Genomic DNA, 12484 nt, shown 5'->3' on the forward strand with positions numbered 1-12484 from the left:
TGGTCGTCCGTGTCCCTCACCCTCGGCATCGTCGGCCTGCCCAACGTCGGCAAGTCGACCCTGTTCAACGCGCTGACCCGCAACGACGTGCTCGCCGCGAACTACCCGTTCGCGACGATCGAGCCCAACGTCGGCGTCGTCCTGCTCCCCGACGCGCGCCTGGGGACGCTGGCCGAGATCTTCTCGTCGGAGAAGATCATCCCGGCGTCGGTGTCCTTCGTCGACATCGCCGGCATCGTCAAGGGCGCGTCCGAGGGCGCGGGCCTGGGCAACAAGTTCCTCGCGAACATCCGTGAGTCCGACGCGATCTGCCAGGTCGTGCGCGTCTTCGACGACCCGGACGTGGTGCACGTCGACGGCCGCATCGACGCCGCGAGCGACATCGAGACGATCGCGACCGAGCTGGTCCTGGCCGACCTGCAGACGCTGGAGAAGGCGATCCCGCGGCTGGAGAAGGAGGCCCGCACCCAGAAGGACCGCAAGCCGGTCCTGGACGCCGCGCACGCCGCCGTCGCGATCCTCAACGAGGGCCGGACGCTGTTCCAGGCCGACGCCGACACCGAGCTGCTGCGCGAGCTGACCCTGCTCACCACGAAGCCGTTCCTCTACGTCTTCAACGCCGACGAGGCCGTCCTCACCGACGACGCCCGGCGCAAGGAGCTCACCGAGCTCGTCGCCCCCGCCCAGGCGGTCTTCCTCGACGCCAAGGTCGAGGCCGAGCTGCTGGAGCTCGACGACTCCTCCGCCGCCGAGCTCCTGGAGTCCATCGGGCAGGACGAGCCGGGCCTGGCCCAGCTCGCCCGGGCCGGGTTCTCCACCCTCGGGCTGCAGACCTACCTGACCGCCGGGCCCAAGGAGTCGCGCGCCTGGACCATCCCGCAGGGCGCCACCGCGCCGCAGGCGGCCGGGGTCATCCACACCGACTTCGAGCGGGGCTTCATCAAGGCCGAGATCGTCTCCTTCGACGACCTGGTCGCCGCGGGGTCGATGAACGCCGCGAAGGCCGCGGGCAAGGTGCGGATGGAGGGGAAGGACTACGTCATGCACGACGGCGACGTGGTCGAGTTCCGCTTCAACGTCTGACCCGGCCCCGTTTCCGCTGGGCAGAGCCTTAAGGCTCCGGTGTGTTCGTCACCGGTTCGTCAGTAGCGCCGAGGACGGCCGTCAGCATCGAATCCGCAGCGGCTCGTGTCCGGTCCTCTGCGGTCGGCCACAGGTGCGCGTAGGTGCTCAGGGTGACGGTCGCGCTGGAGTGTCCGAGCGCCCGTTGCACGGTCACCACGTCGCAGCCCGCCGCGATCAGACCCGAGGCGAAGTAGTGCCGCAGATCGTGCAGGCGGACTGTCGGGTGCCCGGCGTCGCGCCGGGTCTTGCGCCACCAGTAGCCGACCGTGTTCTGGTGCGGTGGGTTGCCGTTCTCTCCCCGGAACAGCCATCGGTCCGACCCGCGGCCGGCCAACCCGTCAAGGTGCGTGCGGACGACGGCGACCAGGCCGTCGGCGAGGAAGACCGTGCGCTCGCTGCCGTACTTGGGCGCCCGGATCTCGACGGCCTGGTTGTTCGCCCGCTGCACCTGTCGTCGAACCACGAGCCGCCGTTCCGGTAGGTCGAAATCGCCGACCTGGACCGCTGCCGCCTCCCCGAGCCGTAGGCCGGCGAAAGCGCACAGGGCGATGAAGCACGCGAACCGCGGGTCGGCTGCATCCAGGAAGTCGCGCACCTCGTCCGAGGTCGGCACCTCCATCGAGACGTCAGCCCGACGAGCGCGAGGGAGCTTGACGCCCTCACTCGGATCGGCTGCCAGGATCCGGTCCTTGACCGCCCCACGCAGCACCGCTCGGACGTTGTTCACCCGGGTCCGGATGGTCCCCGGCGCGAGCCCGGGATCGCGATCAGGGCCACGGTCGGCGGTCTGCATCTCCTTGACCCACAGCTGGGACTGTAAGAACATCGGTGTAACTCCGATCAAGGAGTGTGGACCCGATGACAGACCTGGCAGACGAGCCGGTGGTTGACCTCGACGCGGTAACCGACGGCCCGGCCGAGGGTGCAGGCCCAGCCGGGCTGGACCCTGTCGATGAGCAGCTGATCGCCCAGCTCGCCGGCCGGGCACGGGCGAACGGGCTGGAGCTGACCGGGGAGAATGGTCTGCTCGCGCAGCTGACCAAGCGGGTCCTGGAATCCGCTCTGGAAGGTGAGATCACCGATCACCTCGGCTACGAGTCCCACGACCCGGCCGGCCGTGACGGCGGGAACTCTCGCAACGGTCACCGGTCGAAGACCGTGCTGACCGAGGCCGGGCCGGTCGAGCTCGATGTGCCCCGGGACCGGGACGGCTCGTTCACCCCGAAGATCGTCGCCAAGCGGCAGCGCCGCATGTCCGGGGTCGACGAGCTCGTGCTGTCGCTGTCGGCGAAGGGCCTGACCACCGGGGAGGTCCAGGCTCACCTGGCCGAGGTCTACGGCGCCCAGGTGTCCCGGCAGACGATCTCGACGATCACCGACAAGGTCATCGAGGCGATGGTCGAGTGGCAGAACCGGCCACTCGACCCGGGACGGAGTCCAATGGTCGTCGCGAATCCTCACGACGGAGGGTTCACATGCCACGCTTCGCGCCGAACAAGATGCCGACAGATAAGAAGCGCCGCTATTTCGAGCTAATCCGGTCCGGAGTACGTGGGTCGGTAGCGGCGCGCGAGGTCGGCGTGTCGCTCAGCTGCGGATCTGTCTGGTTCGTCGAAGCTGGCCGCGTGCACATGACCGACCGCCCGATCAGCAAGCGCTACTTTAGTCAGGACGACCGGATCGAAATAGCCGACGGACTGGCCGCCGACGAGCCGGTGAAGGTGATCGCCGCGCGGATCGGGAAGAGCTATCAGTCCGTGTATCGCGGCTCTTCCGGAAATGGAGTGCAGGTGAGGGCGTGATCGACCGCGCGGGTGGGGTCGTGTCGCTGCGGTGAGGCGGGCCCCGAGAAGTTGATGATGACGGTTCCTACGCCAACATCAGCAACGATCCCGGGGACCCGATGTCGCAGCCTACGTGCCCGCCTGCCCAGATCGTGGCCGACACGATCATCCGTACCGTCGAGCTCGGGGTGCGGATCACCGACGCCGCCCTGGCCGGGGAGACCACGGTGCTGTGGTGCGACCTGCTCACCGACGGGCCCGGCGCCTGCCCGGGGTGCGGACTGACCGGGATCTACCGCGACAGCACCGAGCGCCGCGTCAGCGACGTCCCGGTGGTCGGCCATCCGCTGCAACTGCGGGTCCGGGTGCCGCGCTACCGGTGTGTCCACGATGACTGCGCCCGCGAGATCTTCGCCCACGACTCGACCCGCCTGGCCCGTCCCGGTGCGTCCACGACCCGGCGCTGCGCGGAGTACGTGTTGCGCCGCTTGGCGATCGACAAGGCGACGGTCGCCGCGGTCGCCCGTGAGCTGGGCCGCAGCTGGGACACCGTGAACAGCGTCGCGGTCGCCGCGACCGAGCAGCTGCTGCGCTCCGCCGGGCCGGCCCGCCTGGACGGGGTGCGGGTGATCGGGGTCGACGAGCACAAGTGGGCGCACGTGTTCGGCGCCGACGGAGACGGGTTCGTCACCGTGATCACCGACCTCACCGATGTCGTCGCAGGCCACGGCCGTGCGCGGCTGCTCGACCTGGTCCCGGGCCGCTCGGCGGCGGCCCTGAAGACCTGGCTCGACGCCCGCGACCCGGCCTTCCGCGACGGGGTCCGGGTCGTGGCGATGGACGGTTTCGGCGGCTACAAGAACGCCGCCACCGACGCGTTGCCCGATGCGGTCACGGTGATGGACCCGTTCCACGTCGTCGCCCTGGCCGGGCACAAGCTCGACCTGTGTCGCCAACGTGTCCAGCACGACACCCTCGGCCACCGAGGCCGCACCGGTGACCCGCTCTACCGGGCACGGCGGACCCTGCGGACCCGCCTCGGACTGCTCACCGACCGCCAACGCACCCGGCTTGAGGCGGTCTTCGCCGCCGACGAGCACGTCGCGGTCGAGGTCACCTGGTGGGCCTACCAGCAGATCATCGCCGCCTACGCCGACCAGGACCGCCGACGCGGCAAAGCATTGCTCAGCGGCGTGATCTACCGGCTACGCACCGGGCTACCGCCCGGGCTCGACGAGCTCACCACACTCGGCCGAACCTTGCACCGGCGCCGCGTCGACATCCTGGCCTACTTCTCCCATCGCGCCTCGAACGGCCCCACCGAGGCCATCAACGGCCGACTCGAAGCCCTCCGCCGCAACGCCATGGGCTTCCGCAACCTGATCAATTATCGGATCCGGTCGCTACTGCACTGCGGAGCGCTCGCACTCTAAATCCGGAAGAGCCTGTATCGCGAGATTGCACGTAATCGAAAAGATGATGGGACCTACCAGCCCTGGTACGCGCACAATCAAGCGCACCTCCGGCGGAAACGCCCGAAGCCCCGGCGTTTCATGACCGACGCGGATCTGCGCGAGATCGTCGCCGCAAAACTTGACCGGCGGTGGTCGCCCGCCCAGGTCAGCAGGTGGCTGCGCCGGCGATATCCACGCCGCACCGCCTGGCACGTGTGTGCCGAGACGATCTACGAGGCGGTGTACCAAGGACGCATCCGGCCCGTAACCCAGCAGCGTTCTCCGCTGCTGCGCACGGCACGAACCTACCGCCGGCGCCGTGGTCGGGGCCGTTCCCGTGACGGCGCACTCAAGCAGTGCACCGCCATGAAGTCGATCCACGACCGGCCGGCAGGAGTGGAGTCCCGCCGCGAGATCGGGCACTGGGAAGGAGATCTGATCCACGGATCGGTCCGTGGCACCGCGGTCGCGACACTTGTCGAACGCAAGACCCGCTTCACCATCCTTGTCCCGCTGCCCCACGGTCATTCAGCAATCGCCGTCGCTGACGCGCTGAGCGAAGCCTTCCGTGCACTACCGGTGGCACTGCGCCGTACGTTGACCTGGGATCAAGGAAACGAGATGTTCCACCACGACAGAGTTGAAAAGAATACCGGATTGAAGATATACTTCGCCGACCCGCACGCGCCCTGGCAACGCGGAACTAACGAGAACACCAACGGACTGCTCCGGCAGTACCTGCCGAAGGGAACTGACATCGGAAAAGTCGCTCCCGGGGAGCTGCAGGTGATCGCCGACGAACTCAATGACCGACCCCGGCTCTGCCTGAATGACCGGACCCCGGATCAGGAAATCAACCGCTGGAAGCGACGCCAACTCGATAAGAAAATTCGCAACGACCAATAAAATCCGCCCGGTCTACCCGGTGATCTTCATCGACGCGATCCACGTCAAGATCCGCGACGGGAAGGTCGCGAACCGGCCCATCTATGTCGCGCTCGCGGTGACCTGTGAGGGCCGCCGGGAGATCCTCGGGCTCTGGGCCGGGGACCCCAGCAGCGGCGGCGAGGGCGCGAAGTACTGGCTGCACGTACTCACCGAGATCCGTAACCGCGGCGTCGGTGACGTGCTCATGGTTGTCTGTGACGGCCTGGCGGGGCTGCCGGATGCGATCGGCGCGGTCTGGCCCGCCACTATCACCCAGACCTGCGTGGTGCACCTGCTGCGCAACAGCTTCCGCTACGCCGGCCGCCAGCACTACGACGCGATCGCCAAGGCCCTGCGACCGGTCTACACCGCACCCACCGAAGCCGCGGCGACCGAGCGGTTCCTGGAGTTCTGCGAGGCCTGGGGTGAGCGGTATCCGGCGATCGTGCGGCTCTGGGAGAACGCCTGGGCCGAGTTCGTGCCGTTCCTGGGGTTCGACGTCGAGATCCGCAAGATCATCTGCACGACGAACGCGATCGAGAGCGTGAACGCCCGGATCCGGCGGGCGGTCAAGGCCCGCGGGCACTTCCCGAACGAGGCCGCCGCGCTCAAGTGCGTCTACATGGCGATCATGAGTCTCGACCCCACCGGCACCGGGCAGCACCGGTGGTCGATCCGCTGGAAGCCCGCCCTGAACGCCTTCGACATCGCCTTCGACGGACGCCTGTCCGCCGGACGCACGTAACCCGACCAACCTCAGTTACACCGGAAACTTGACAGTCCCTCGCGATGATCAGGACCCCGCCACCGGTCAGCACGCGGTCGATCTCGTCCGGTGTCCGTGGGCCGAAGACGTTCAGCACTACATCGGCTGACCGTGACGCGAGCGGCAGCGGTTGCCACATGTCCGCTCCGATGGCGGCGGCCCTCGGATGGGCGCGGCTCGCCCGCCGTAGGGCTGCAGCCGACAGGTCGAGGGTCGCGCCCCACGCGTCCGGAAGAGCATCGAGAGCGGAGGCGAGGTAGAAGCCGGTGCCTCCGGCGAGGTCAGCGACGAGCCTGCTCTGCCGTGGGGCGTGCTCGGCGGCGAACGCTGTGATGGTCGAACGCAGGGCGTCGTAGTGGCCCTGGCCCAGGAACGAGTCGCGGGCCGTCACCATCTCCGCGGTGTCTCCACGGTGGCGGCGTCGACCCGACAGCAGCGTGAGGTAGCCCTGGCGGGCGATGTCGAAGGAATGGCCTCTCTGGCAGAGGACGGTCCTGTTGTCTCGGCGCAGTACGGCGGCGTGGCACAACGGGCACCGGAGCCGTTCGAGAACGGCGTCCAGCGAGGTCGGGTATCGGGAAGAGCCGTCAGCGTGGCAGCCGACGGCAGGGGAGGTCTCCACAGTCGCGCAGTCCCTGGGTGTGGAAGCGGGAATGCGGCGGTGTCACGTCTACACGACAAGCCCATGTCGGCACGGGTGAGAGGCCGTCGGACCTACCAGGGTCGGACGGCTGGGCGCGGTCAAGTCCGCTGGTGTGGTGTGTGACGGCTGCCGCGTGATCTTCTGTTCTGTCAGGCGCTGAGCGCCGGGATCGTGTGGGTGGGGGTCACCTCCTCGGTGCCGGTCGGGGTGTCGGGGACGGGTGTGACGCGGGCGCGGGCCAGGACGTCGAGGCCGAGGTAGCGGCGTCCTTCGGCCCATTCGTCGTGCTGTTCGGCCAGAACGGCGCCGACCAGGCGGATCAGGGAGTCGCGGTCGGGGAAGATCCCGACCACGTCGGTGCGGCGACGGATCTCGCGGTTGAGTCGCTCGCTGGGGTTGTTCGACCAGATCTGGCGCCAGACCTCCTTCGGGAAGCTGGTGAAGGCCAGGACGTCGGCACGCGCGGTGTCGAGGTGCTCGGAGACCTTCGGCAGCTTCTCGCAGAGTGCGTCGAGGACCCGGTCGAACTGTGCGTGGACGCTCGCGGCGTCGGGCTGGTCGTAGACCGAGTGCAGCAGCGCCCGCACCCACGGCCAGGAGGACTTCGGGGTCGCGGCCATCAGGTTCGCCGCGTAGTGGGTCCTGCAGCGCTGCCAGGCCGCGCCGGGCAACGTCGCCCCGATCGCGGCGACAAGGCCCTGGTGGGCGTCGCTGGTGACGAGCTTGACCCCGGACATACCGCGGGCGGTCAGGTCGCGGAAGAACCCCAGCCAGCCGGCGCCGTCCTCGGCGGAGGTGACCTGCAGGCCGAGGATCTCCCGGTGCCCGTCACCGTTGACCCCGGTGGCGAGCAGGGCGTGGAGGTTGACCACCCGCCCGTCCTCGCGCACCTTCACGACCAGGGCGTCAGCGGCGACGAAGGTGTAGGGGCCCTGGTCGAGCGGGCGGGTCCGGAACTGCTCGACCTGGTCGTCGAGGTCGGCGGCCATGATCGAGACCTGGGACTTCGACAGCCGGGTGATGCCCAGGGACTCGACGAGCTTCTCCATGCGCCGGGTCGAGACCCCGAGCAGGTAGCAGGTCGCGACCACCGTCGTGAGCGCTCGCTCGGCGCGGCGGCGGCGTTCCAGTAACCAGTCGGGGAAGTAGGAGCCGTTGCGCAGCTTCGGGATTGCCACGTCGATGGTGCCGGCGCGGGTGTCGAAGTCGCGGTGGCGGTAGCCGTTGCGGGTGTTCGTCCGCTGCTCGGAGCGCTGGCCCCAGGCGGCTCCGCACACCGAGTCGGCATCGGCGGACATGAGGGTGTTGATGAACGTGGTCACCATCTGGCGCAGCAGGTCGGGACTCGCCTGGGACAGCTGCTCGTGCAGGAACTCGGTGGGGTCGATACTGGAGGGCGCGGTCATCGCGTGATCCATCTCCTGTTGGCTGTGAGAGGCGTTCAGAAGATCACGCGGTGGCCGCCCTACACGATGCCTCGCCCGTCACCGAGCCGGTCGCACACCACCTTGGTGGACGCCACTCTGGGTGCACCGCCTCAGGCGGTACGGGGGCGCTTCGCGAGCGGGAGCCACATGCCCCTGACCGTACCTGCTCGGTCCGCGCCCGAACGTCAAGCATCAGGTGAGACCGGAACGTCAAGCATCAGCCGGGACACGACAACGGCATCAGCGCTCGCCGTGTCTAGACCTTCCATTCGGTATCAAGGCGCCGCCTCCGGCGGCGCGCGGCCCTCTGCCCCTTGCAGCCGCAAGCGCCGACCGGGGCTGCGGCCTCCGGCCGGTCCCCGGTCGGCGCGCGGCTGCCAAGTTGGTGCCGCGACCGGTAACGCGCCGGGACTGCGTAGGCGATGCTCCACCGACGGCTGGAGAGATTCAAAGCAAGGGGGCGCAGCACATGGGACCGCGCGACTACAGTGAGCCAACCAAAAAGGCCCTGTTTACGCTGAGCATGGGACAATGCTACGCCCCCGACTGCCCGGAGCGAGTCGTTCGCATGGCGGACGACGTGCCAATCGTCCTTGTGGAAATCGCTCACATTAATGCTGCCAGCAAGAACGGCCCGCGGTGGCGATCGGACATGACGGACGATGATAGGCGTGCGTTTGACAACCTCATACTGCTTTGCGTGTACCACCACAAATTGGTTGATAATAAGCCAACGGGGAACGCCTTCAAAGCTGCAACACTCCGATCCTGGAAGGAGCGGCGTGAACAGAACCTAGCGCCGCTCCTTCGAAGCCTCACAGAAATCGACCTGAAAGAATTGCTCGCCGAGAACTTGGCGGACGTTATAGGCGAGACTAGGCGCGAGCTATTGGGGGCCATCCGCGCGGTCGAGGGAGTCGCCTCCGAGTCCGTCTCGCTGTTGAGAGTCCTGGTCGACCAAACCTTAAGCCGGCCGTACCTGGATGCGGACCTTGTCGGCTCCCTGGCAGAGTCAGCGCGCGCCTTCGGCGTCGTCTCTGACTATGCCCCAGTTCTCGCGGACTCTGCACGCAGTCTGCAGCTTATGCCTGACTACGTGCCAATGCTGAGCAACTCCGCCAGGCCTCTAAATATCCTTCCCGACCATGTCAGCATTCTGTTATCGGCAACAGACGAAGTCGCACGGATTCCGGATCATGCGGCGGTGCTAGCTCGTGCCGTCGACGAGCTAAGGGAAGCTGCTGGCTCAAACTCCGCACTCCTCGGTGATGTACGCGAATTCGCGAACGTGATGCAGTCGCTACCCGACCTGGAGCGCAATGTCCAGAAACTTTTGATTGCCTCGAAGGTTGCAGCGGACAATGCCGTACTGCTAGACCGAGCAGCCGAGGCTGCTACTACTGTCAAAATACCCGATCGTCTAACTCACCTTAGAAATGGTGCTATTGCGGGAGCGTTGGCCGCCTTGATACTCGTTGCAATCGTTTGGTACCTGGTTGCTGGCCCCGTAGCGCCGTGAATGACTCGGGGCAGACAGCCCCGCGGGCAACGTCGGCCGGGGTCAAGCACAGACCGCCAACAACCGCGGACGCCCTCGCCGGGCAGGCTGGTCTCGGAGGGCTACCACACGGTGGTCCAGGCGCATGCCTGCAAGGTCGCTCACGGCGGGGCGGCGGGATGTGCCCAGACCACCGCGCGGTCGGGCGATGCCAGGTCGAGGAGATGGCGCTCGGAAGCCCGCGCGGTCAAGATCAAGACCGCCAGCGCGGCGGCGGGAACGCATCACGACGCCCGGCACTTTCCGACACGAGCGGGTACTACCTATCACGCTGACCAACCGGAATAGCACCACCCGGTACGTCGCCACCCGCAGGAACCGCATTCGGGACGAAGTGTTCACATAGGCCTGCTCGCCTAACGGCCGCGTGAGTGGTTGGGTGTCCCCGTGGCGGTACAACTGATCACAGGGTTCATCGGTTTGGCAGGCGTGATAGTTGGCGCTGCTGGTGCGTTCGGAGCTAGCTGGTTGACGGCTCGCGGTCAGCGACTGCAGGCAGCTGCTGGCCGGATCGAACGGCAGAATGACGTACGGCGAGAGGCAAGTGTCTCGTTCCTGACCAACGCGTCGGCGTTCCTAGACCTAGCACGAGAGGTGGCCGTCGCACTCGACAGCGGGATGATGTCGCGCGACGACTATAGCGAGTTGCACGGGCGGTACCTGGCCGCATGGCACGACCTGGTACGCGCAACCGCCACAGTCGAGATCGCCGGGCCGAAGCCTATCGCCGATGCGGCAACAGAAGCGCAGTCTGCGATCGGTGAGGTAGCTGACGTGTGCGACAACTGGCATCGGGCTCGTCAAGGCGGTCCGGGCAACGCGAAGTGGGGCGCCTTCTCGGCCGCGAACAAGACGGCCCGCGACGCCCGCACCAAATTTGTCGATCATGCACAAGAGTCGCAGCGCGATCCCGCCGCCGTGAATCGCGCGTGATGGAAGGTTGGTCCCAGAGCCAGTCAACGACAGCGGCCGGCTTGCAGCTGTCGACGGGATGGCACAGCCGGGAGCTGTGTCGAGGTTCGAGCAGACCTAAGCTGGCAAGGGGCGCCCCCGACTTGCGCGCGCCGAACCACGCTGTACTCGCGGTCCGGATTGCGTGACCTGAAGATGCGCCAGGAATCGTGACTCTGTTCGATGACGCGGTCGCATGGCCGGTAGATCGCGGCCGTGACGCTGGTACTGCTTCGTAGACGTCACGCGGTGTCCGGAGCCCAGTAGTCGAGCATGGCAGCGAAGGTTTCGAAAGCTGGTGCGCTGGCACCGTACGGGGCTTCAAGATGCAGGCTGACGGGAAATCCGAGTTCGAGCACCCCGTCGACGACCCGCTTGTAGAGCTCGAGCAGCATCGTGCGCTTCTCGGCAGGCTCCCCGTCAGCGAGCTTGGTCACGAAGGCCTGCTCCTCAGCAACCAAGGGGTTGCCGGGATCCTGAATCAACCAGTTGATCAGGTTGACCCGGTTCTCGGCTTGGGGCACGAAGCCGAAGGACAACAGCAGCTCCGGCCGGTGCGGGCTCTGCGCGGCGAAGTCGCGGAGGAACTCGACGATCCAGTCGGAGAACAGCAGCTGCGTCAGGCCGAAGGTCGCGCCTTGGTCGCACTTGAAGTTGAACCTACCGACCTCGCCATCGCGGGTTGGAATGACGACTCCGCCACGCTCGGGTACCAGATCTGTGTAGGTAGCCAGCGCGTCGACGGGGGCCACTCCCGACCCCTCGCCGTCGTTCATCGTCCGTGGGACACCCACGAAGACAACGCCCTCCATGCCTGCGCCGCGCAGCGCACTTAGCCGCTGGGTCAACTCTGGCTCGGCCATGAACGAAGTCACTTGGGTGCACAGGCCCCGGAGGTCCGGAAGCTCGGGCGAGATCGTCGACCAGAAGTCGAGGACATCCATCTTCGGCTTCATCGCGACCGGACGGTCGTTGTCCTCCTCGATCATGCCGGGGATCAGAATGTGCCCGATGCGATCCTGCATGCCACTCGCTGCCGAGTGCTCCAGGACCTTGCCCGCCTCCTCGACGGCGCGCTGCCGACCGAGTTCGACGTTCGGCGCCACCAGCTCGAAAGCAATAGTCTCAAGAGCCATGGGGTCGCTCCTTCCGAACCGCCACCCTCGGGCAGGTGTCCGGTTGTAGACGTTCGGTCGATCTCGACCGTAGTCGGCGTGAGGTGCTCGATGGCCCTGGAGTGCTCCTCGGTCAGTCCCGCCCGTCGTCCTCATCAGAAGGGGTGACGATCCGGCGTACACGCTGACCGTCGTCGCACCACCCACGACACTGTGGGCCGGGCCCCGGGGCGGGGCCGGCGTGACCGGCTGGGGGGACGACGATGGGCATGGGCCGCTTCGCCGTGGCGGCCGTCGTCGCCGCCGTGTTCGCCACCAGCGCGTGCGCCGCCGCGTCCGGCGCCGAGCGGGCCACCACCCCGGAGCCCGCGGCCGCCTCGGTGTCCGCGTCGTTCGCACCCGCCACCGGTGTGCTGCCCCGAGCCGGGACGGGCTCGTCCGTGCCGGGTGCGGCGGCGGACGGCGCGATCGTCGCGGCCCGCCGGGCCATGGACCGGGCCGCGGCCGCCGAGGCGCGGGCGGCGGAGGAGGGCCGGGCGGCGACGTCCGGCGACGACTGCGCGGCACGGGCGATGGCGGCCGGCCGGTTCGACCCGTCGTGCTCGGCCTACCAGGGGTACCTCGACCCGGGCACGTCCGCGGGCCGGGCGCCGACCAGCGGCGAGACCCAGATGCAGTACCTGTGCGAGCGGGGCCTGGCGCCCCGGGGCGACTGCTGACCGTCGCGGCACGGA

The 12484-nt window shown here is 67.7% G+C and carries 11 protein-coding genes and 2 pseudogenes; 9 read left to right on the top strand and 4 right to left on the bottom strand.

Going from position 1 to position 12484, the window contains the following annotated elements; translation table 11 throughout:
* Window positions 1-9 precede the first annotated feature (9 nt).
* Entirely contained in the window at window positions 10-1083 is a 1074-nt protein-coding gene (gene ychF / locus MTO91_RS04585) for a redox-regulated ATPase YchF (RefSeq protein WP_476653880.1), read from the top strand.
* A 28-nt stretch (window positions 1084-1111) separates the two neighbouring features.
* Here ychF and MTO91_RS04590 read toward each other — a convergent pair whose 3' ends face one another.
* Window positions 1112-1918: a tyrosine-type recombinase/integrase gene (locus tag MTO91_RS04590; RefSeq protein ID WP_476653881.1), complete on the bottom strand. Its 807-nt coding sequence runs from the start codon at window positions 1916-1918 to the stop codon at window positions 1112-1114.
* Between the two features lie 146 nt (window positions 1919-2064).
* Between MTO91_RS04590 and MTO91_RS04595 the strand changes: the two are divergent.
* From MTO91_RS04595 to MTO91_RS04615, 5 genes and pseudogenes are all read left to right on the top strand, one after another.
* A pseudogene (locus MTO91_RS04595) lies at window positions 2065-2553 on the top strand (transposase); the annotation flags it as partial.
* Window positions 2554-2750: 197 nt separating this feature from the next.
* Window positions 2751-2927, top strand: a complete 177-nt coding sequence (locus MTO91_RS04600; RefSeq protein ID WP_476653882.1) for a helix-turn-helix domain-containing protein — start codon at window positions 2751-2753, stop codon at window positions 2925-2927.
* Window positions 2928-3061: 134 nt separating this feature from the next.
* On the top strand, window positions 3062-4342 hold the full coding sequence (locus MTO91_RS04605; RefSeq protein ID WP_476652282.1) for an ISL3 family transposase: 1281 nt from the start codon (window positions 3062-3064) through the stop codon (window positions 4340-4342).
* Window positions 4343-4366: 24 nt separating this feature from the next.
* Window positions 4367-5269, top strand: a complete 903-nt coding sequence (locus MTO91_RS04610; RefSeq protein ID WP_476654809.1) for an IS30 family transposase — start codon at window positions 4367-4369, stop codon at window positions 5267-5269.
* Between the two features lie 10 nt (window positions 5270-5279).
* Window positions 5280-6035, top strand: a pseudogene (locus MTO91_RS04615) (IS256 family transposase); the annotation flags it as partial.
* Here MTO91_RS04615 and MTO91_RS04620 read toward each other — a convergent pair.
* Both MTO91_RS04620 and MTO91_RS04625 read right to left on the bottom strand, forming a co-directional pair.
* A complete protein-coding gene (locus tag MTO91_RS04620; RefSeq protein WP_476653883.1) occupies window positions 5920-6678 on the bottom strand; it encodes a putative RNA methyltransferase in 759 nt (252 codons plus the stop codon). The pseudogene MTO91_RS04615 and the gene MTO91_RS04620 overlap by 116 nt on opposite strands.
* Window positions 6679-6848: 170 nt before the next feature.
* Window positions 6849-8105: an IS256 family transposase gene (locus tag MTO91_RS04625; protein ID WP_476653884.1), complete on the bottom strand. Its 1257-nt coding sequence runs from the start codon at window positions 8103-8105 to the stop codon at window positions 6849-6851.
* Window positions 8106-8694: 589 nt separating this feature from the next.
* On the opposite strand from MTO91_RS04625, the gene MTO91_RS04630 reads away from it, so the two are divergent.
* The gene (locus MTO91_RS04630) at window positions 8695-9645 is read left to right on the top strand and encodes a hypothetical protein (protein WP_476653885.1); all 951 of its coding nucleotides are present in this window, start codon (window positions 8695-8697) and stop codon (window positions 9643-9645) included.
* A 426-nt stretch (window positions 9646-10071) separates the two neighbouring features.
* The gene (locus tag MTO91_RS04635; protein ID WP_476653886.1) at window positions 10072-10617 is read left to right on the top strand and encodes a hypothetical protein; all 546 of its coding nucleotides are present in this window, start codon (window positions 10072-10074) and stop codon (window positions 10615-10617) included.
* A 260-nt stretch (window positions 10618-10877) separates the two neighbouring features.
* On the opposite strand, the gene MTO91_RS04640 is transcribed toward MTO91_RS04635, so the two are convergent.
* Window positions 10878-11771: a mycobacterial-type methylenetetrahydrofolate reductase gene (locus MTO91_RS04640; protein ID WP_476653887.1), complete on the bottom strand. Its 894-nt coding sequence runs from the start codon at window positions 11769-11771 to the stop codon at window positions 10878-10880.
* Window positions 11772-12019: 248 nt separating this feature from the next.
* Here MTO91_RS04640 and MTO91_RS04645 point away from each other — a divergent pair, with 248 nt between their 5' ends.
* Window positions 12020-12469 (top strand): hypothetical protein, encoded by a 450-nt coding sequence (locus MTO91_RS04645; protein ID WP_476653888.1) that lies wholly within the window; start codon window positions 12020-12022, stop codon window positions 12467-12469.
* The last annotated feature ends 15 nt before the right edge of the window (window positions 12470-12484 follow it).

The organism is Pseudonocardia sp. 2-7, from assembly GCF_056341085.1.

Bases quoted from the DNA above. Each gene is read 5' to 3' on its own strand.
- MTO91_RS04590 (WP_476653881.1), bottom strand. From the start codon at position 1,918: ATGCAGACCGCCGACCGTGGCCCTGATCGCGATCCCGGGCTCGCGCCG.
- MTO91_RS04625 (WP_476653884.1), bottom strand. From the start codon at position 8,105: ATGACCGCGCCCTCCAGTATCGACCCCACCGAGTTCCTGCACGAGCAG.
- MTO91_RS04630 (WP_476653885.1), top strand. From the start codon at position 8,695: ATGGCGGACGACGTGCCAATCGTCCTTGTGGAAATCGCTCACATTAAT.
- MTO91_RS04640 (WP_476653887.1), bottom strand. From the start codon at position 11,771: ATGGCTCTTGAGACTATTGCTTTCGAGCTGGTGGCGCCGAACGTCGAA.
- MTO91_RS04645 (WP_476653888.1), top strand. From the start codon at position 12,020: ATGGGCCGCTTCGCCGTGGCGGCCGTCGTCGCCGCCGTGTTCGCCACC.